22 protein-coding genes and 1 tRNA gene are annotated in these 18,459 nt (G+C 74.8%); 15 read left to right on the top strand and 8 right to left on the bottom strand.

The window, feature by feature from the left end; all coding sequences use genetic code 11:
* Positions 1 to 65: 65 nt before the first annotated feature.
* The gene (locus FIC82_RS05475; RefSeq protein WP_154797862.1) at positions 66 to 1,298 is read right to left on the bottom strand and encodes an NAD(P)/FAD-dependent oxidoreductase; all 1,233 of its coding nucleotides are present in this window, start codon (positions 1,296 to 1,298) and stop codon (positions 66 to 68) included.
* Positions 1,299 to 1,562: 264 nt separating this feature from the next.
* Here FIC82_RS05475 and FIC82_RS05480 point away from each other — a divergent pair, with 264 nt between their 5' ends.
* Complete coding sequence (locus FIC82_RS05480) at positions 1,563 to 2,408, top strand: bestrophin-like domain (protein ID WP_154797863.1); 846 nt, start codon at positions 1,563 to 1,565, stop codon at positions 2,406 to 2,408.
* A gap of 93 nt (positions 2,409 to 2,501) precedes the next feature.
* On the opposite strand, the gene FIC82_RS05485 is transcribed toward FIC82_RS05480, so the two are convergent.
* The 3 genes from FIC82_RS05485 to FIC82_RS05495 all read right to left on the bottom strand — a co-directional run bounded on the left by FIC82_RS05485 (position 2,502) and on the right by FIC82_RS05495 (position 6,048).
* Positions 2,502 to 2,578, bottom strand: a tRNA-Pro gene (locus FIC82_RS05485).
* Positions 2,579 to 2,758: 180 nt separating this feature from the next.
* Positions 2,759 to 3,706: a metallophosphoesterase gene (locus FIC82_RS05490; protein ID WP_154799867.1), complete on the bottom strand. Its 948-nt coding sequence runs from the start codon at positions 3,704 to 3,706 to the stop codon at positions 2,759 to 2,761.
* Entirely contained in the window at positions 3,703 to 6,048 is a 2,346-nt protein-coding gene (locus tag FIC82_RS05495; RefSeq protein ID WP_154797864.1) for a transglycosylase domain-containing protein, read from the bottom strand. Before FIC82_RS05495 ends, FIC82_RS05490 begins: the two co-directional genes overlap by 4 nt.
* Before the next feature lie 120 nt (positions 6,049 to 6,168).
* Here FIC82_RS05495 and FIC82_RS05500 point away from each other — a divergent pair, with 120 nt between their 5' ends.
* Together FIC82_RS05500 and FIC82_RS05505 are read left to right on the top strand one after the other, a co-directional pair.
* Positions 6,169 to 6,333 carry a hypothetical protein gene (locus FIC82_RS05500; protein WP_021481786.1) on the top strand — a complete coding sequence of 55 codons (165 nt, stop codon included), beginning with the start codon at positions 6,169 to 6,171 and terminating at the stop codon, positions 6,331 to 6,333.
* Positions 6,333 to 6,821 (top strand): RidA family protein, encoded by a 489-nt coding sequence (locus FIC82_RS05505; RefSeq protein WP_216609992.1) that lies wholly within the window; start codon positions 6,333 to 6,335, stop codon positions 6,819 to 6,821. The genes FIC82_RS05500 and FIC82_RS05505 overlap by 1 nt, the downstream gene beginning before the upstream one ends.
* Positions 6,822 to 6,903: 82 nt before the next feature.
* Here FIC82_RS05505 and FIC82_RS05510 read toward each other — a convergent pair whose 3' ends face one another.
* Complete coding sequence (locus tag FIC82_RS05510; RefSeq protein ID WP_087469921.1) at positions 6,904 to 7,581, bottom strand: Crp/Fnr family transcriptional regulator; 678 nt, start codon at positions 7,579 to 7,581, stop codon at positions 6,904 to 6,906.
* 97 nt (positions 7,582 to 7,678) lie between these two features.
* Here FIC82_RS05510 and nth point away from each other — a divergent pair, with 97 nt between their 5' ends.
* Positions 7,679 to 8,404 (top strand): endonuclease III, encoded by a 726-nt coding sequence (gene nth / locus FIC82_RS05515; RefSeq protein WP_253691497.1) that lies wholly within the window; start codon positions 7,679 to 7,681, stop codon positions 8,402 to 8,404.
* 2 nt (positions 8,405 to 8,406) lie between these two features.
* Here nth and FIC82_RS20815 read toward each other — a convergent pair whose 3' ends face one another.
* Positions 8,407 to 9,345 carry an alpha/beta fold hydrolase gene (locus FIC82_RS20815; RefSeq protein ID WP_216609993.1) on the bottom strand — a complete coding sequence of 313 codons (939 nt, stop codon included), beginning with the start codon at positions 9,343 to 9,345 and terminating at the stop codon, positions 8,407 to 8,409.
* Complete coding sequence (locus FIC82_RS20820) at positions 9,342 to 10,112, bottom strand: winged helix-turn-helix transcriptional regulator (protein ID WP_253691499.1); 771 nt, start codon at positions 10,110 to 10,112, stop codon at positions 9,342 to 9,344. Before FIC82_RS20820 ends, FIC82_RS20815 begins: the two co-directional genes overlap by 4 nt.
* Positions 10,113 to 10,402: 290 nt before the next feature.
* On the opposite strand from FIC82_RS20820, the gene FIC82_RS05525 reads away from it, so the two are divergent.
* The 3 genes from FIC82_RS05525 (at position 10,403) to FIC82_RS05535 (ending at position 12,143) form a co-directional block, all read left to right on the top strand.
* Positions 10,403 to 11,137: a hypothetical protein gene (locus tag FIC82_RS05525; protein WP_168731518.1), complete on the top strand. Its 735-nt coding sequence runs from the start codon at positions 10,403 to 10,405 to the stop codon at positions 11,135 to 11,137.
* Positions 11,134 to 11,592, top strand: coding sequence for a thioredoxin family protein (locus FIC82_RS05530; RefSeq protein WP_154797866.1), 459 nt, complete (start codon positions 11,134 to 11,136; stop codon positions 11,590 to 11,592). The genes FIC82_RS05525 and FIC82_RS05530 overlap by 4 nt, the downstream gene beginning before the upstream one ends.
* A gap of 71 nt (positions 11,593 to 11,663) precedes the next feature.
* The gene (locus FIC82_RS05535) at positions 11,664 to 12,143 is read left to right on the top strand and encodes a DUF4395 domain-containing protein (protein WP_154797867.1); all 480 of its coding nucleotides are present in this window, start codon (positions 11,664 to 11,666) and stop codon (positions 12,141 to 12,143) included.
* A 51-nt stretch (positions 12,144 to 12,194) separates the two neighbouring features.
* Here the strand turns inward: FIC82_RS05535 and FIC82_RS05540 are convergent, their stop codons facing one another.
* Positions 12,195 to 12,575 carry a DsrE family protein gene (locus FIC82_RS05540; RefSeq protein WP_168731519.1) on the bottom strand — a complete coding sequence of 127 codons (381 nt, stop codon included), beginning with the start codon at positions 12,573 to 12,575 and terminating at the stop codon, positions 12,195 to 12,197.
* A gap of 267 nt (positions 12,576 to 12,842) precedes the next feature.
* On the opposite strand from FIC82_RS05540, the gene FIC82_RS05545 reads away from it, so the two are divergent.
* The 8 genes from FIC82_RS05545 to dtd all read left to right on the top strand — a co-directional run bounded on the left by FIC82_RS05545 (position 12,843) and on the right by dtd (position 18,454).
* Positions 12,843 to 13,439 carry a heme-binding beta-barrel domain-containing protein gene (locus FIC82_RS05545; protein ID WP_154797868.1) on the top strand — a complete coding sequence of 199 codons (597 nt, stop codon included), beginning with the start codon at positions 12,843 to 12,845 and terminating at the stop codon, positions 13,437 to 13,439.
* Positions 13,440 to 13,498: 59 nt separating this feature from the next.
* Complete coding sequence (gene ygfZ / locus FIC82_RS05550) at positions 13,499 to 14,641, top strand: CAF17-like 4Fe-4S cluster assembly/insertion protein YgfZ (protein ID WP_253691501.1); 1,143 nt, start codon at positions 13,499 to 13,501, stop codon at positions 14,639 to 14,641.
* Positions 14,638 to 15,798, top strand: a complete 1,161-nt coding sequence (locus tag FIC82_RS05555; RefSeq protein ID WP_168731520.1) for an FUSC family protein — start codon at positions 14,638 to 14,640, stop codon at positions 15,796 to 15,798. The genes ygfZ and FIC82_RS05555 overlap by 4 nt, the downstream gene beginning before the upstream one ends.
* Before the next feature lie 80 nt (positions 15,799 to 15,878).
* Positions 15,879 to 16,199: a type II toxin-antitoxin system prevent-host-death family antitoxin gene (locus FIC82_RS05560; protein WP_154797870.1), complete on the top strand. Its 321-nt coding sequence runs from the start codon at positions 15,879 to 15,881 to the stop codon at positions 16,197 to 16,199.
* A gap of 9 nt (positions 16,200 to 16,208) precedes the next feature.
* Positions 16,209 to 16,646, top strand: a complete 438-nt coding sequence (locus FIC82_RS05565; RefSeq protein WP_154797871.1) for a type II toxin-antitoxin system VapC family toxin — start codon at positions 16,209 to 16,211, stop codon at positions 16,644 to 16,646.
* A gap of 10 nt (positions 16,647 to 16,656) precedes the next feature.
* Positions 16,657 to 16,992, top strand: a complete 336-nt coding sequence (locus FIC82_RS05570; RefSeq protein WP_253691503.1) for a DUF2516 family protein — start codon at positions 16,657 to 16,659, stop codon at positions 16,990 to 16,992.
* Complete coding sequence (locus tag FIC82_RS05575) at positions 16,986 to 18,017, top strand: asparaginase (protein WP_154799872.1); 1,032 nt, start codon at positions 16,986 to 16,988, stop codon at positions 18,015 to 18,017. The genes FIC82_RS05570 and FIC82_RS05575 overlap by 7 nt, the downstream gene beginning before the upstream one ends.
* On the top strand, positions 18,014 to 18,454 hold the full coding sequence (gene dtd / locus FIC82_RS05580; RefSeq protein ID WP_168731521.1) for a D-aminoacyl-tRNA deacylase: 441 nt from the start codon (positions 18,014 to 18,016) through the stop codon (positions 18,452 to 18,454). Before FIC82_RS05575 ends, dtd begins: the two co-directional genes overlap by 4 nt.
* Positions 18,455 to 18,459 lie beyond the last annotated feature (5 nt).

Raw genomic sequence — 18,459 nt, forward strand, 5'->3', positions numbered from 1 at the left:
GTCTGCGCCGGCGGCGCAGACGCTCGACCTCGGCCCCGGCGGCGGATCGTCGCTCCCGGGCACCCTCAGGAGACGAAGGACTCCAGCTCGGCGCGGTCGACGGCGTCGCGGTGGATGAGACCCTGGACGTCGTCCATGCGGTCCCAGACGTTGACGGCCATGCCGGCCTCGACGCGCCCGTCCTTGACCCAGAAGGCGACCAGCTCGCGGTCGGGGACCGAACCGGAGACGACGACCTCGTCGTAGGCGTCGGGGCCCGCGACGAAGCCCAGGTACTCCATGCCGACGTCGTACTGGTCGGAGAAGAAGTACGGTAGCTCCGGGTAGGGGTCCGTCGCGCCGAGCATCGCGCGCGCGGCGTGCGGACCCTGGTTGAGCGCGGTCGCCCAGTGCTCGACGCGCACCGACCGCCCGTAGCGCGCCGACGGCACGCTCGCGACGTCACCCGCGACGAAGACGTCGGGGTCGGTGGTCTGGAGGGTGGCGGAGGCGACGACGCCGCCCGTCGCGGAGTCGAGCGCGAGCCCCGCGTCCCGGGCGAGCACGACGTTCGGGACCGCGCCGACGGCGACGAGTACGAGGTCGGCGTCGACGTGGGTCCCGTCGGCGATGTCGACGCCCGTCGCGCGTCCGCCCGCGCCCGAGATGCCCGTGACCTGGGCTCGCCGGTGGAGGTGGACGCCGTGGTCGGTGTGGACCTGCCCGTACAGCTCGCCCATCTCCGGCCCGAGGACGCGTTCGAGGGGGTGCGTGCCGAGCCCGATCACCGTGACGTCGAGACCCAGCGAGCGGGCGGAGGCCGCGACCTCGAGCCCGATCCAGCCGTCGCCGACGATCGCGAGCCGTCCCGCACCGCCGTCGTGCGCGGTGCGCAGCGCGGCGGCGAGCGCGTCGCTGTCGTCGAGCGTGCGCAGCTCGAGGACGCCGTCCAGGTCGAGGCCGGGCAGCGGGATCCGGCGCGGGGACGAGCCGGGTGCGAGGAGCAGCTTCTCGTACGGCAGCGCCCGGCCGTCGGCGAGGGACACGCTTCGCCCGGCGAGGTCGACGGCGGTCGCCTCGGTCTCGGTGCGGAGCTCGACGTCGTGCTCGGCGTACCAGTCCGCGGAGAGGGGGAACACCGACTCGCGCTCGGCCTCGCCGCGCAGGTAGTCCTTCGACAGCGGCGGGCGCTCGTACGGCCGGTGCGGCTCGCGCGTGACGACCGTCAGCCCGCCGTCGTAGCCCTCGTCCCGCAGCGTCTCGACGGCCTTCGCCGCGGCGAGCCCTCCTCCGACGACGACGTGACGTCCAGCGCTCATGGCGACCTCCGCGGTGTCTCGGGCGCCCGGGGCTCGGGCGGTCGGCCCCAGTCTCGCGCGATCTCGTGCGCGGTGCGAGGTGCGGTGCGAAGCGCGGTGGCGGGGCCGGCACGTCCCCGGCCACGGCGCACGCCTGGTCGCGTCGCTGCGCCTCGGCGGCGTTCATGCGTTTCGCGTGACGACCCTCGTGGCGTCCGCGGGCAGGCTCGTCCACGACAGCACCCGCCGTGCACCGCGCGGCGGCACCCGCGCCGAGGAGGTGCCGTGAGCATCGTCGTCGGCGCGATCGTGACCGTCGCCGTCGTCGCGGTGGCCGTCGCGACGATGCTGCTCGTCCGGCGGCGTGCACCCGCCGGGAGCCGGTTCAGCGACGGCGACCGGGCGTCCGGGGTCTTCGGCGTGGTCGCCACCGGCTTCTCCGTGCTCCTGGGCTTCATCGTCTTCCTCGCGTTCGGGTCGTACGACGAGGCGCGGAGCGGTGCCGAGGCAGAAGCACGGATCGTCGTGCAGCAGCTCGAGACCGCGCAGTTCCTCGCCCCCGACGACGCGGCGCGGCTGTCCGGCGAGCTCGTCTGCTACGCCCGGTACGTCGTCGCGAGCGAGTGGGAGCAGATGGCGGACGGCGACCTCGGGGAGGCGGTGAACCCGTGGGGCGTCGCGCTCTACCAGACGATCCGCGACGTCGTCCCCGCGTCGGACACCGAGCAGTCCGCGTACGACCGCTGGATGGACCAGACCGCGGCCCGTGAGGACGCCCGGCAGTCCCGCGTGCACGGCGCGGAGGGACTGATCCCGCTGCCGCTGTGGCTGGTCCTCTTCGTCGTCTCGGGGACCGTCTTCGTCTTCCTGCTCTTCTTCGCCGACCCGGCGGAGCGGGCCGCGACGCAGGGCCTCCTCATGGGCAGCGTCGCGCTCGTCGTCACGTTGCTGCTGTGCCTGCTCGCGTTCTTCGACCACCCGCACGGGCACCAGGTCGGCAAGCTGCAGCCGACGGCGATGGAGCGCGCTCTCGTGCTCCTGGAGGAGGAGGCGGACGCCGCGGGGCTGGAGATCGACCCGCCGTGCGACGCCTTCGGAGCCACGGCCGACCTCGGCGCCGACCGGTCCTGAGAACGACGCCGGGTTGCGACGACGTTCGACCGGACGCACCTGTCGACAGACATGACGAAGGCCCGGAATCGTTGCGACTCCGGGCCTTCCGCCTGGTCGGGGTGACAGGATTTGAACCTGCGACCTCTTCGTCCCGAACGAAGCGCGCTACCAAGCTGCGCCACACCCCGATTGCCGTTCCTCGCCACGGTCGACGAGGAGACCTCGTCTTCTGCGCGGGAAGCCTGCCCAGAATAGCCGACGAAGTGCCGTGCGACGAAACTCGATTCCCGTGACCCCGGCGACACCGTGTCGCGGGTCTGTCGTCCGCGTGTCGCGAGGCGGTGACGCCGGGTCGACGAGGACGAGGTTCACCGTGCGGTGAGGGTGAGCAGCGTCGCCTCGGGCCGGCACGCGAACCGCACCTGCGCGTACGGCGACGTGCCCGCCCCGGCGGAGACGTGCAGCCACGTCGAGTCCTCGCCACCCGGTGCGTCCGGGCGCGCACCCGGCCAGCCGTGCAGGCCCTTGGCCCGCTTGCGGTCGATGTCGCAGTTCGTCACGAGCGCGCCGAACCCCGGGACGCAGAGCTGCCCGCCGTGGGTGTGGCCGGCGAGGATCAGGTCCGCGGCGTCGTCGTGCATGGAGTCGAGGACGCGCCGGTACGGCGCGTGCGTCACCCCGATGCGGAGCACCGGCTCGTCCGACGGCGCGCGCGGGGCCGACGCGGAGGGCGCGGGGAAGACGTCGCGGTCGAGGTGCGGGTCGTCGACGCCGACGAGGTCGAGACGGATCCCGCCGACCTCCAGGGCGTCGCGACGGTTCGTGAGGTCGGTCCACCCGGCGTCACGCATCGCGGCGGCCAGCTCGCCCGCGGGCAGCAGGCGCGCCTCGCCCGCGAACGGGACGCGCGCGTCCGGGAGGAGGTACCGCGCCGGGTTCTTGGGGACGGGCGCGTAGTAGTCGTTCGACCCCATGACGAAGGCGCCGGGTGTCGCGAGCAGCGGCTCGAGCGCGTGCAGCAACGGGTCGAGGGAGTCGACGTGCGCGAGGTTGTCGCCGGTGTCGACCACGAGGTCCGGCTCCAGCTCGGCGAGCGAGCGCACCCACTCGATCTTGCGGCGCTGGGTGGGAACCAGGTGGAGGTCCGAGACGTGGAGCACCCGCAGGTCGCGCGTGCCGGGCGGCAGCACCGGGACCGTCACGCGCCGGAGCGTGAAGAGCTTGGTCTCGACGTGCGCGTACGCGACGCCCGCCGCCGCGACGGCGGTGAGGACGCCGAGCCCCCGCAGGGCGCGGCGCCCGCCGTCGGCGCTCAGCCGTTCCCCCCGCCGCCGAGGTTGCCGAGCCACTCGCCGAGGTCCGTCTCGCGGCCCGCGCCGTTCCCGCGGTCCCCGCGGTCGCCGCGCCCGCCGTCGGCGTCCGCGTCGGGCTGGTCCCCGCCGTCCTCGCCGCCACCCTGGTCGCCGCCACCCTGGTCGCCACCGCCCTGGTCGCCGCCGCCCTCAGGGGTCGTCGGCGCGGTGGGAGGCGGGGCGGGAGCGTTGATCCGCTGCCAGTCCGGGTCGGCGAAGCCCGGGGCCGGCTGCCCGGCGAGGATCTGGTTCATGTAGTCGCGCCACGTCGGGGCGGCCAGGCTCGAGCCGTACCAGTACGACCGGGTCTTCCCGTTGATCGTGAACCGGCCGTTCATCGGGACGTCGCCCTCGGCGTTGCCGATCCACACCGCGGTCGCGACCTGCGGCGTGTACCCGATGAACCACGTGTGGGTGTTGTTGTTCGCCGTTCCCGTCTTCCCTGCCGAGATCCGTCCGTCGGCGAGCGCGTTGCCCCGGCCGGAGCCCTGGGTGAGCACCTGCTGGAGCGCGTACGTCACGGTGTTGGCGATCTGAGGGTCGATCGCGTTCGGCTGGCAGTTCGCCGACGGGACCGGGAGCTCCTGACCGTCCGAGCCGACGACCTTGGTGATCGCGATCGGCGAGCAGTAGGTGCCGCCGCTGGCGAACGTCGCGTACGCGGCCGCCATCTGCAGCGGGGAGGAGTTCTGGGTGCCGAGGATCATGGACGGTCGGACCTTCACCTCGCCCTCGTCCACGAGCATCGACGGCTGGAACCCGGCCGCCTTCGCGGTGTTGGCCACGCCGCAGAGGTCGAGCTGGCTCGCCATGGTCGTGTACGCGGTGTTCACGGAGTTGTACGTCGCCTTGAGCACCGACATCGACCCGCTGCCCGGGCCGTCCGAGTTCGCGGGCGTCCACTGCTCCGTGCCGAATCGGGCGCAGCTCGCGTGGAAGTCCCGGTTCAGGGTCCACGTCCGCTTGTTCGCGCTGACGGTCTCGTAGAGCGAGTGGCCCTCCTTGAGCCACTCGGCGAGCACGAACGGCTTCCACGTCGAGCCCGGCGAGAAGCCGTTCGACGAGCCGTGCGCCTGGTCGACGTTGTAGTTGACGGCGGTCGTGTTGGGCGCGGGCTGCTCGGTGTTGTCGAACGCGCGGTTCTGGGCCATCGCGAGGATCTTGCCCGTCCCCGGCTCGATCGAGACGATCGCGTCCTCGATCTGGCTGGGGTCGTCCGCCGGGACGGCCGCCGCGGCGTGCTGCTCGGCGGCGACCTGCATGTTGGGGTCGAGCGTCGTGTAGATGTCGAGGCCGCCGCGGTACAGCAGCCCGACACGCTCGTCCTTCGTCTCCCCGAAGACCGGGTCGGACATGATGATCTTCGTGACGTAGTCGCAGAAGAAGGCCGACCCACCGGAAGCCTGGCAACCCGCCTCGAGGGGCTGGATGCTCAAGGTGTCCGCGATGGGCGTCTTCCAGCCGGTGTCGTACTCCTCCTTGGTGATGTACCCCTGCTGGTACATCGTGAGGAGCACGGTGTTGCGGCGCGACTGGGCCAGCTCCGCGTCGGCGCTGGGGTCGTACTTGCCCGGTGCCTTGGTGATGCCCGCGATGGTCGCGGCCTGGAGGTAGTTGAGCTCGGCGGCGGTCGTGTTGAAGTAGTGCCGCGCCGCGGTCTCGACGCCGTAGACGGACCGGCCGAACTGCGCGATGTTGAGGTAGCCCTGGAGGATCTCCTCCTTCGTCATCTGCTTCTCGAGCGAGATGGCGAGCTTCGCCTCGCGGGCCTTGCGGCCGAGCGTGTCGGCCTTCGCCTCGTGCTGCGCCATGACGTCGTCGTCACGCACGGCCTGCTCGATGAGGACGTTCTTCACGTACTGCTGCGTGAGCGTCGACGCGCCCTGCGTGGACCCGCCCGTCAGGTTGTTGACGAACGCGCGCGGGATGCCCTCGACGTCGACCCCGCCGTGCTCCCAGAAGCGCTTGTCCTCGATCGCGATGACGGCGTCCTTCATCGGCTGCGAGACCTGGTCGAGCGGCACCACGATGCGGTTCTCGGTGTAGAACGTCGCGAGCCTCGTCGTGCCGTCGTTCGCGTAGATGCGGGACTGCTCGGACAGCGGACCGGGCTCGAGGTCGGCCGGGAGCTCGTCGAAGACCTCGACCGCGGTGTCGGTCGCGGTGTTCGCTCCCGCGGCGAGCGGGACGAGCAGCCCGGCGGCGAGCACGCCGCCCACGCCGGAGACCAGCACGAACGCCAGGAAGAGGGCGACGAGCTGGTACGCGTTGATCTGCCGGCCGCGAGGACGCACAGGGGAAGCCATGGTGCCAACCCTACGGGAGCGACCCGGGGAGGGCCCCGGGATCCCGGGCCTCGCGGGTGTGCGGGTTGTGTAAGCATCCCGTACCGGCGTCGCCCGGGCCGGGCGACTACGCTCGGCCCCATGGCAACCACGTGGGAGTACGCGACCATCCCCCTCATCATCCACAACACCAAGGCCGTCCTCGACCAGTGGGGCTCCGACGGCTGGGAGCTCGTCCAGGTCGTCACCGGCCCCGACGGCAACGGCCTCGTCGCCTACCTGAAGCGCCCGACGGGGGAGAAGTAGTGGCGGGCTTCCCCGCCGGGACGATCGCCGCGCGCCTGGCGGAGCTCGGCCTCACCCTCCCTCCGGTGGCGGCGCCCGTCGCCGCCTACGTCCCCGCCGTGCGGTCGGGCCGGTACGTCCACACGTCGGGGCAGCTCCCGTTCGTGGACGGCGCGCTGCCCGCGACGGGCAAGGTGGGTGACGGTGAGGGGCTCGTCCCGCCCGCCGACGCCGCGGCGCTGGCCCGGCAGTGCGCGCTCAACGCGCTCGCCGCCGTGCACGACGTCGTCGGGAACCTCGACCAGGTCGCCCGCGTGGTCAAGGTGGTCGGGTTCGTCGCGAGCGACCCGTCGTTCACGGGTCAGCCCGGCGTGGTCAACGGCGCGAGCAACCTCCTCGGGGAGATCTTCGGGGAGGCGGGCGTCCACGCCCGCAGCGCCGTCGGCGTCGCGGTCCTGCCGCTCGACGCCCCGGTCGAGGTCGAGATCGTCGTGGAGCTCGCGGAGTAGCGCTCCGCCCGGACGGGAACGGGGTCGGCGGCCAGGTCCTCACGGACCCGGTCGCCGACCCCGTCCTCGTCGGTGCGGCCGGTCAGCGCGCGCGGCGCTCCAGGCGGTCCAGGTCGAGCAGCACGACGGCGCGGCCCTCGCGGCGGACCCAGCCGCGCGTCGCGAAGTCGGCGAGCGCCTTGTTGACCGTCTCCCGCGACGCGCCGACGAGCTGCGCGAGCTCCTCCTGCGTGAGGTCGTGCGCGACACGGACGCCCTCGTCGGTCTCCTCGCCGAAGCGCGTCGACAGGTCGAGGAGCGCCTTGGCGACGCGGCCGGGCACGTCGGAGAAGACGAGGTCGGCGAGCGTCTCGTTGGTGCGGCGCAGGCGGCGCGCGAGCGCGTTGAGCAGGTGCTTCGCGACGCTCGGGTGCTTCTCGATCCACTCGACGAGCTGGTCGTGCCCGAGCTCGTAGATGACGGAGTCGGCGACGGAGCTCGCGGTGGCGGTGCGGGGGCCCGGGTCGAACAGCGAGAGCTCGCCGAACATCTCGCCGGGGCCGAGGATCGACAGGAGGTTCTCGCGGCCGTCGTTGGAGCGACGCCCCAGCTTGATCTTGCCGCTCGCGATCACGTAGAGCCGGTCGCCCGGCTCGCCCTCGCGGAACAGCACGTCGCCGCGCGAGAGCTCGATCTGCTGCATCGACTCGAAGAGGGTGCGCGTCTCGTCCGCGTCCATGGTCGCGAACAGGGGGGCGGAGAGCACAACGTCGTCGTCCACGCGGGGTGTCCTATCGTCTCGACCTCGAAGATGTTCCAGGACAAGTCTGCCCTACGGCCGCAACTCGGGTGTCGGGGGCGACGGCTACGGTGGTCCCGTGACCACCACCGAGCCGGCCCGCGCGCGGGCGTCGCAACCCGAGTCACGCCTCGCGCTGGTCCGGCGCGCGCGTCGCACGAACCGCGAGCTCGCGGTCACCTACCCGGACGCGCACTGCGAGCTCGACTTCACCTCGCCGCTCGAGCTGCTGGTCGCGACGGTCCTGTCCGCGCAGACGACGGACAAGCGCGTGAACCTCACGACGCCTGCGCTGTTCGCGCGGTACCCGGACGCGGCGGCGTACGCGGGCGCGGACCGCGAGGAGCTCGAGGAGCTGCTGCGGCCCACGGGGTTCTTCCGGGCGAAGGCGCAGTCCGTCATCGGCATCGGCCAGGCGCTCGTGGAACGGTTCGACGGCGAGGTGCCGGGTCGTCTGGAGGACCTCGTGACCCTGCCGGGCGTGGGCCGCAAGACGGCGAACGTCGTGCTCGGCAACGCGTTCGGGGTGCCGGGGCTGACGGTCGACACCCACTTCGGCCGGCTCGTGCGCCGGCTGGGCTGGACCACCGAGGAGGACCCGGTCAAGGTCGAGCAGGTCGTCGGCGGGCTGGTCGAGAGGTCCGAGTGGACGATGCTCTCGCACCGCCTGATCTTCCACGGGCGCCGCGTGTGCTTCGCGCGCAAGCCCGCGTGCGGGGCCTGCACCATCGCGCGCTGGTGCCCGTCGTTCGGGGTGGGCGAGGTCGACCCGGTCAAGGCGGCGAAGCTCGTCAAGACGAGCTGAGGTCAGCGCTCGACGGCGCGAGGGAGCCAGTCCAGCAGCAGGTCCGTCACGGTGTCCGGCGCCTCCTCGGGGAGGAAGTGCCCCGCGTCGTCCACGACCTCGAAGCGGAAGTCGCGGGCGAGGGCCGACCCGTCGGCGTCCGCGAGGTCGCGGCGCAGGAGCCCGTCGCGCCCCGCGTGCACCTGGAGGGCCGGCACGTCGATCGGCCGACGCAGCGCGGCGAGGAACCGGCGGCCGTCGGGGCGGGGGGTCGAGCGGACGGCCCACCGCAGCGACTCCATCGCGGTGTGCGCCGCGAACGGGATCCGCATCACGGTGCGGTACGCGTCGACGACCTCGGGCTCGAACGGCGTCGCAGCGCCGGTGGCGAGCACCTCGGCCACGAGGTCGCCGCGCACGAGGGCGCGCTCGGGCAACGTGGGCACCTGGTAGAACGCGAGCTGCCGCAGCGCGGCGGGCGTGAGCAGACGACGGGCCGAGGTGTGCAGCCGCGCGGGGTGCGGCGCGGAGAAGGCCGCGACGCCGGCCGTGACGGCGGGCTGGAGCGCGGCCATCGCCCACGCGAGGCTGCCGCCGGTCCCGTGGCCCACGACGACGGCGCGCCCGGACCCGAGCGAGCGGACGACCCCCGCGATGTCGCGGGTGCGGGTCGGCGCGTCGTAGCCGATCGGCGGCTTGTCGGAGGCTCCGACGCCCCGGATGTCCATGGCGGCGACCCGGTAGCCGGCCGCGGCCAGCGGCTCGACCTGGTGGCGCCACGCCCACCAGAACTGGGGGAAGGAGTGGAGCAGGACGACGAGCGGCGGACCCGGGTCCCGGACGCCGCGGTCCTCGGGGCCGGCGAGCGCGACGTGGAACCGCGCGCCGTTGGCCGGGACGAACTCGTGTCGCCACGGGCCGTCGGGGAGCGCTGAGGTGAAGTCGGAGGGGTCGGGGGTCACCCGGACGAACTTACCGGGGTCCCGGGTCCGTCGGCGGTCGACGTCCCGGCGGTCTCTGCGGCGGTCTCGCCCGCTCCGTCGGCCGGGCGGCGGTCCTTGGGCGGGTCGAACCGGTACCCGACGTTGCGCACGGTGCCGATGAGCTGCTCGTGCTCGGGGCCGAGCTTGGCGCGCAGCCGCCGGACGTGGACGTCGACCGTGCGCGTGCCGCCGTAGTAGTCGTAGCCCCAGACCTCCTGGAGGAGCTGCGCGCGCGTGAACACGCGGCCCGGGTGCTGCACGAGGTACTTGAGGAGCTCGAACTCCTTGTACGTGAGGTCGATGGGGCGGCCGCGCAGACGGGCCGTGTAGCCGCTCGCGTCGATCGCGAGCTCGCCCGCGGCGATCTCCTGCGGACCGTCCTCGGCCGGGCCGCGCGCGGAGCGCTCGATCACGAGGCGCAGCCGTGCCTCGACCTCGGCGGGGCCGGCGCCCTCGAGCAGGAGGTCGTCGGCACCCCACTCCGCGGTGACGACCGTGAGCCCGCCCTCGGTGAGGACGAGCACGAGCGGGACCGTGAGCCCGGTGGCGTGGAGCAGGCGGCACGTGGTGCGGGCGGCGACGAGGTCGCGCCGCGCGTCGAGCAGCACGACGTCCGAGTCCGGCGCGTCGACGAGCGCCGACGGCTCCATGGGCAGGACCCGGATGCGGTGCGAGAGCAGGCCGAGCGCGGGCAGCACCTCGACGGAACCGCCTGTCGCGGGGGTGAGGATGAGCAGGTCGGCCATCCGGCACCTCCTTCCGGGTCGCGGGGCGCGGGCGGCGCCCCCAGGCGTCGACGCGTGGCGACCGGGCCGGGACACGTACCGCTGCGGGGCGTGCCACGCCGTCGGCCACGTTCTCGGCCCGTGGATGGTTACCGTATCGCGTGCCGGGCGTGGACACGTCGCACGTCTCACGCGCCGGAGCCGCCGAGAGCCGGGGTGGAGGAGCGGCCCGACGCGAGACTCTGCGACACTCTGAGGCGTGCTGCACGACCCGACGCCCTCCCGCGACCCCCGATCGGGGCGCTGACCGCGTGGACCTCTCGACCCGGGCCGTCGTCACGGCGTGCCTCGCCGCGGGCATCGCCGTCGCCGCGTTCTTCGGACCGCTCCCGCTGGCCGCGGCCTCGGGCGCGCTCGCCCTGATCGTCGCGATCGGGTGGCCCCGCCTGCTCGACATCCCCGTCCACGGCGGCACGCGCGTGGTCATCGCGATCGCCGGTCTCGGCGCCGTCGGCGCGACCGCCGCGACCCACGGCGAGCCCGCGCTGCGTCACCTGCCCGTGGTGCTCGCGCTCGCGGTGGTGCTCGCGTTCGTCGCGGAGCTCCTGCGGCGCGACGGACGTCCGCGCCTGGTCGAGTCGCTCATCGGGACCGTCAGCGGCATCGTCGTCGCGACGTCGTGCGCGGGCTGGATCGCCACGGGCCGCACCGACGCAGGAGCGTCGCTGGTGGTGACGTGCGCCGTCGCCCTGGCCGTCGCCTCCGCGATCTCCGCGCTCCCGCTCGGCGGCTGGGCGAACGCCGCGCTCACGCTCGGTCTCGCGGTCGCCGCGGGCGGTGCCGTCGGGTACGTCATGCCGGACCTCGACCTCCTGAGCGGGGTCTGGTCGGGCGTCGTCGCGGGGCTCCTCGTCGCCTCGCTGCACACGCTCTTCGACCAGCTCCCGGAGCTGCGGGGGCGCCTCGGCGCGTTCTCCGCGACGGCGCTGCCGGTCGCGGTCGGCGGGACCCTCATCTTCGTGGTCGGCCGGGTGATCGTGGGATGACGCCGTCCGCGGTCCCCGTCGTCCTCCTCGTGGCCACGCTGCTCACGACGGTGGCGCTCGGCGTGTGGTGGCGGCGCCGCCAGGGCGTGGTGCGGGCGGCGCGCGGGACGCGTCCCGGTGCCGCCCCGGGGGGCCGCGCGGAGACCGCGGGCCCGGCTGTCGACTGGTCGGCGCACGGCGTCGACCTGGGGCCGCACCGGACCTTCGTGCAGTTCTCCGCGGCGCTGTGCGCGCCGTGCCGGTCCACCGCGCGCGTCCTCGGCGAGGTGAGCGCGGCGCACGACGACGTGACGCATCGTGAGATGGACGTCGACGACCACCTCGACCTGGTGCGAGCATTCGGCATACTGCGCACGCCGACCGTCCTCGTGCTCGACGCGGTGGGCCGGGAGGTCGCCCGCGCGAGCGGGGGGATGAACCGGGCCCAGGCGCTCGCGGCACTCGCCGTCGCGTGACCGGGGGCGCCACCCTCGTTCGCACGAAGCCAGACCGTGCCGTCTCCGACGGCCAGACCGGAGGAGACCGCATGAGCGACCAGTCGGGGCGTGGCGACACCGCCACCGAGCCCGGAGCGGCGCCGCTGGGCATCGACCCGCGTGGTCCGCGCGCCGGGGCCGGGATCACCGCACTGCTCCTCGCGGTCGTGATCCTGCTGTGGACCTCGCCCGCCGCGCTCGTGCTGCTCGCGGTCGTCGCGGCGAGCTTCCTGATCGGCACCCTCCGGGGCGCGCAGGGCACGTGGCAGGCGTGGGTCTACAGGGTGGTCGTCCTCCCGCGGATCGGCCCGACGGCGGAGCGCGAGGACCCGAGGCCGCCGCGGTTCGCCCAGGCGGTCGGCCTGCTCGTCACGGGTGCGGGGGTCGTGCTGGGGCTCGTGGGCGTCGAGGCGGCCGTGCCGGCTGCGGCGGCGCTCGCGCTCGTGGCCGCCGTCCTCAACGCGGCGTTCGGCCTGTGCCTCGGCTGCGAGCTGTACCTGCTCCTGCGGCGGGTCGCGCCCGCGCGCTGACCCGGGTGCGGGCCGCTGCGGCCCTGCGGTCCGGTCAGGTGAGCGGTCCGGTCAGTAGACCAGCGCCTGGGCGCCGTCGCGCAGCGCCTCCTCGACGAAGACCGCGGCGCCCGCGATCCGCACCCCGGGCAGCACGTCGTCGGCGGTGATGCCGCGGCGCGCCGCGCACTGCGTGCAGACGGTGAGGGTACCGGCGGCGAGCACCGCGTCGAGCAGGTCGGGCAGCGGGGCCGCGTGCTCGAGCTCGAGCTCGGCCGCCCGCCCCGGGAGACCGAACCACGCCGCCTCGCCCGTGAGCCACACGCTCACCTCGACGCCCGCGGCGACGGCCGCGGCGGCGACGGTGAACGCCTGGTTCGCGGCCTCGGGCCGGTCGAGCCCGGACGTGGCCTTGACGACGAGCGAGCGCTGGCGAGGGGCGGTGTCGGTCACGCGGCCGAGCGTAGCCCTGCCGTGGCGTCCTCCGCCCCGTCCCGGCCGCGGATCGGGGCTCTCGCCCGGCCGGTAGGATCGGGCGCATGAGTCCGCACACTCTCGAGCTGATCTTCCTCGGCCTGCTGATCGCGGCGACGATCACCATCACGTGGTTCGCCGGGTACGTCGTCTACAAGCTCTACAAGGGCCAGCGCTGACACCGCCGCGTGGGGCGCGTCCCCGCGCGAGCGCGTCGTGCTGCCCGACTCCGGGAGGGGGTCGTTGATGCCGTTCGAGTTCCCCGAGGGTCTCGCGCCCGAGGTCTACCCGCTCGCCTGGCTCGTCGGGAGCTGGCGCGGCGAGGGGTTCGTCAAGTACCCGGGCATCGAGGAGACGCCGTTCGTCCACGACGTCGTGTTCGACCACGACGGCGGCCCGTACCTGCGGTACGAGTCGACGCTGCGCGTCCTCGACGCCGAGGTGCCCGAGACGGTCCCCGACGAGGGGGAGTGGCCGGAGCGGGACGCCGCGACGCTGGACGCCGCGGCCGCCGAGGGAACCGTGTGGTCGACCGAGACCGGGTACTGGCGCGTGTCGACCGACCGGCCCGACGGCCTCGAGGACGACCGCCACCCGCTCGAGGTACTGATAGCCGACCCCGCGGGCCGCGTCTCCGTGTACCTCGGCGCTGCCGGCAACGGGCGCGTCGACCTGGCGAGCGACCTCATCGCCCGGACCTCGACCGCCTCGGAGATCACGGCCTCGAAGCGGCTGTACGGGTTCGTCGAGGGCCAGCTCCTGTGGGTGTGGGAATTGGCGGCCTTCGGTGAGCCGTTGCAGTCGTACGCGTCCGCGAAGCTGACCCGGCGCCCGACGGCCTGACCGGCAGGCCGGGCGAGCGCCCCGGCAGGCCCGGACGCGCCGACGAAGGAGGACATCCCGTGACCACCGGCTACACCAGCCCGCTCCTGTCGCGCCACGGCGCGGTGCCCGCGACCGGCCCCGACGAGGGCGTCGCCTGGCACTACGGCGACCCGACGGGTGAGCAGCGCGCCCTGCGCACGGGCGGCGCCGTCGTCGACCAGTCGCACCTGGGCGTCGTCACCGTGACCGGCCCGGACCGGCTGAGCTGGCTGCACTCCATCACGTCGCAGGACCTCACGAGCCTCGCGCCGCGCACGTCGACGGAGCTGCTGGTCCTCTCGCCGCAGGGGCACGTCGAGCACGCCGCGTCCGTCGTCGACGACGGGGAGACGACGTGGCTCCTCACCGAGCGGTCGCACGCGGCCGACCTCGCGGCGTGGCTGGACCGCATGAAGTTCATGCTCCGCGTCGAGATCGCCGACGCGACCGACGACTGGGCGGCGCTCGGCGAGCCGGTCGACGCCGAGGGCGCGGAGGGCGAGCTGGTCACGTGGCGCGACCCGTGGCCGCGGGTCACCGGCGGGGGCACGCGCTACGGGCCCCCCGAGGACGAGCACCCGGGCACGGAGCGGCCGTGGCGGCTCGTGCTCGTGCCGCGGGCCGACCTCGCCGACGCCGTCGCGGCGCGCGAGGCGGCCGGGTGGCGGCTCGTGGGCACGTGGGCGAGCGAGGCCGCGCGCGTCGAGGCGTGGCGGCCGCGGCTCGCGACCGAGGTCGACCACCGGTCCATCCCGCACGAGACCGACTGGCTGCGCACCTCCGTCCACATGCACAAGGGCTGCTACCGCGGCCAGGAGACGATCGCGCGCGTGCACAACCTCGGGCGCCCGCCGCGCCGGGTCGTCATGCTGCACCTCGACGGCTCCGGGCACCTGCTGCCCGTGCCCGGCGCCGAGGTCACGCTCGACGGGCGGGCCGTCGGTGCCGTGACGTCGGTCGCGCGGCACCACGAGCTCGGCCCGATCGCGCTCGCGGTCCTCAAGCGCAGCGTCCCCGAGGACGCCGAGCTCCTCGTCGACTGCGACGGCGGCGCGATCTCCGCGGCGCAGGAGGTCGTCGTCCCCGGCGAGGGGGTCTCGGTCGACCGCCCCGCACCGCGCGGCCCCGTCGGCCGGGGGATCACGCCCCGCGGCGAGGGTGCGCCGACGAGCATGCTGTGACCGCGGAGCCGGGGGCCGGGCTCCCGTCGGGCCCGGCCTCGGGCCCCGGTGCGGTCGACGTCGCCCGCACGGCGTGGCGCCGGCTCCTCCTGCGAGCGCGGGTCCGCCAGGGCGCGTCGCGGGTCCGCGTGGCGCTGTGGCCCATCCTCCAGGCGTCGGCCGCCGCAGGTCTCGCGTTCGGCATCGCGCGGTACGGGCTCGAGCACACGGCGCCGTTCTTCGCGCCGGTCTCCGCGTGGATCTGCCTCGGGTTCAGCCAGGACCGCCAGCTCCGCCGCGTGCTCGAGGTCGCGGTGGGGGTCGCGATCGGCGTCGGCCTCGGGGACCTCGTGGTCCACGCGATCGGCTCGGGCTGGTGGCAGGTCGCCGTCGTCCTCGCCGTCTCCGCGCTCGCCGCGCGTTTCATCGACCGCGGCGCGATGCTCACGACGCAGGCCGGGGTGCAGGCGATCGTCATCGTCGGGCTGCCGGCCGCGCAGGCGGGCGGACCCCTCGGCCGATGGACGGACGCCCTCGTGGGCGGAGGGGTCGCCCTCGCCGTCGCCGCGCTCACGCCGGGCGACCCGCGGCGGCGGCCCCGCCTGCTGGGCGCCGAGGCGGTGACCGAGCTCGCCGCCGTCCTGGACGTCCTCGCGCGCGGGCTCCGGGAGCGCGACCGCGCCGACCTCGAGGCGGCCCTCGTCAAGGGGCGGGCCTCCGAGGGGGCGCTCGAGGAGTGGCAGGCGTCCGCGTCGTCGGCGCGCGAGCTCGCGCGTGTGAGCGCGGCGGGGCTGCGGCACCGGGACGAGCTCGGCGGGCTCGAGCACCAGGCGGTGCTCGTGGACCGCGCGATGCGCAGCGTGCGCGTGCTGGCGCGGCGCGCGGTGCCCGTCGCGAGCGGCCCGGCCGGGCACGCTCTCGACGGCGTCGCCGACCTCGTGGCGCGGTTCGGCGCGGGCGTGCACGTGCTCGCCGAGGCCGTCGGGGCGGGTCGCGACCCGGCCGTGGCGCGCGAGGTCCTCCTCGAGGTCGCGCACGGCGCCGACCCGCACGCGCTCGGTGACGGGGACTGGCAGGTGCAGTCGCTCGTCATGCTCGTGCGGTCACCGATCGTGGACCTCCTCGAGGCGGCCGGGGCGTCGCCGCAGCAGGCGCGGGACGCGCTCCCGGAGCTCTGACCGGTCGCCCCCGGCCGGGCTGGGCGAACCGGACGATCTTCACCCTGCACACGGGCGGCCCGGGCCGGTACGGTCGGGGCATGGAGGTCCCCGTCAGCGCCCTGCGTGCCGAGCTCAAGTCGTGGATCGAGCGGGCCAGGGAGGGCGAGGAGGTCGTCATCACCGAGCGCGGCGTCCCCGTCGCACGGCTGACCGGCGTCGCGACGTCCGACCTCGTCACCGAGCTCGTGCGCGACGGCGTCCTCGTCCCGGCGGCGGGCGAGCGCCCGGTCCACGCGGTACCCGTCGGGGACGACCCGGGCACGCGGGACACCGGGGCCGACGGCCCGCGGTCGCCCGACGGCGGGCGGACCGCTCGCGGCGGCGGCGTCGCCGCGCTCGTCCGCCGGATCCGGCGCTGAGGCCCCGCGATGGCCCTGGTGTACTTCGACGCGAGCGCGCTGGTGAAGCTCTGCGTCCCCGAGGCAGGCTCCGGCCTGGCGAGCCGCCTGTGGAACCGGGCGGACGTCGTCGTGACCAGCCGCCTCGCCGACGTCGAGGTGCGGGCCGCCCTCGCCGCGGGCCTCCGTGCCGGGGTGATCGACGAGCCCGGGCACGGGCGTGCCGTCGGTGTCTGGGAGGTGCTGGCCCCCGCGCTGCACGTGGTCGAGCTCTCCGGTGCCGTCGCCGACCGCGCGTCCCGCCTCGTCGCGAGCGGCTCGATGCGCAGCAACGACGCCGTGCACGTCGCGAGCGCGCTCGCGGTCACGCACGCCGACACGATCGTCGCGGCGTGGGACCCGCACGTCGTGTCCGCGGCCCGCTCGGTCGGGCTGCGCGTGGTGCCGTGGCCGCTGGCCAGACCGTAGGCTCGTGCCCGTGGGAATCATCGGGTCGCTGCAGTGGATCGTCTACCTCGTCCTCACGCTCGTCGTGTTCGGGACGCAGCTCTTCGCGCTCGTCGACGCGATCAGGCGTCCGGCCGGAGCGTTCACGGCCGAGGGCAAGCTCACCAAGCCGATCTGGCTCGGGATCCTCGCCGTCGCGGCGGCGCTCGGCTTCCTCTCGCTCCCGATCGGCGGGCCGAACCTCGGGTTCCTGGGGCTCATCGCCGTCGTCGCGGCGATCGTCTACCTGGTCGACGTGCGCCCGCGCCTCCAGCCCTACGGCAACGGCCGCGGCAACGGGTCGTCCGGCCGCCCGGGCGGCTGGTGAGCGCGCCGGTGGCCGAGCAGGTCGACGGGGGGATCGAGCGAGCCGCGGTCCCGCTCGCGGAGGTCGTGCGCGGTGACCTCGTGGAGTCGGTCCACACCGGGCACCTCGTCGCGCTGGGCGCGGACGGCGCGTCGGTCCTGGAGCGTGGCCACGCCGACGCCGTGATCTGGCCGCGCTCGAGCGTCAAGCCGTTCCAGGCCGTCGCGATGCTGCGGCACGGGCTCGTGCTGCCGCCGCGCCTCCTCGCGCTCGCCGCGGCGAGCCACAACGGGGAGCCGGAGCACCTCGCGGGCGTCCGGGAGATCCTCGCGGGCGCCGGGCTCGACGAGACCGCGCTCCGCAACACCCCGGACATGCCGCTCCACCCGCCGGCCGCGTTCGCGTGGCAGCTCGAGGGCCACGGCCCGTCGGCCCTGACGCAGAACTGCTCCGGCAAGCACGCGGCGATGCTCGCGACGTGCGTCGCCGCCGGCTGGGACACGGCCACCTACCTGGACGTCGACCACCCGCTGCAGGTCGCGGTCCGGGAGACGATCGCGGAGGCGACCGGGGTGCCGGTCGAGCACGTGACGGTCGACGGCTGCGGCGCGCCGCTCTTCTCGACGACCGTGCGCGGTCTCGCCCGGGCCTTCGGCCGGCTCGCCGCCGCCCCGGTGCGGGACCCCGGCTCGCCCGAGGCGGCGGTCGCGCGTGCGATGGCGGCGTTCCCGGAGATGGTCGGCGGCACCGGGCGGGACGCGACGCTCGCGATGCGCGCGGTCCCCGGCCTGGTCGCCAAGGACGGTGCGGACGGCGTCTACGGCGCCGGGCTGCCCGACGGCGGCGGGCTCGCCTTCAAGGTGCTCGACGGCGGCTCCCGGCCGCGGCCGGCGGTGCTCGCCGCCGCGCTCCGGCACCTCGGGGCGCTCGGCGTCGCCGGGGCGGACGACGCGGCCCTGACCGCGCTCGGCGACGTGCCCGTGCTCGGCGCGGGCCGGCCCGTGGGGTCGGTGCGGCCGGTGCTCGACGCGGAGCGGCCCTCGTGAGGGCCGTCGTGCAGCGCGTCGCGCGCGCGAGCGTGAGCGTCGTCGCCGAGGACGGGACGACGGAGGTCGTGGGGGCGATCGACCGCCCGGGGCTGCTCGCGCTCGTCGGCGTGACCCACGACGACGGCGACGCCCAGGTCGAGACGATCGCGCGCAAGATCGCGGAGCTCCGGATCCTCGCGGGGGAGCGGTCCGTCCTGGACGACGGGGCGCCCGTCCTCGTCGTCAGCCAGTTCACGCTCTACGCGGACACGAGGAAGGGCCGCCGCCCGTCGTGGAACGGCGCGGCGCCCGGGCCGGTCGCCGAGCCGCTGGTCGACGCGGTCGTCGAGCGGCTCCGGGCGCGCGGCGTCGAGGTCGCGACCGGCCGGTTCGGTGCGCACATGGCCGTCGACCTGGTCAACGACGGCCCGGTGACGCTCCTCCTCGAGGCGTGACCCCG

The sequence above is a fragment of the Cellulosimicrobium protaetiae genome, from assembly GCF_009708005.2.
Lineage (GTDB): Bacteria > Actinomycetota > Actinomycetes > Actinomycetales > Cellulomonadaceae > Cellulosimicrobium > Cellulosimicrobium protaetiae.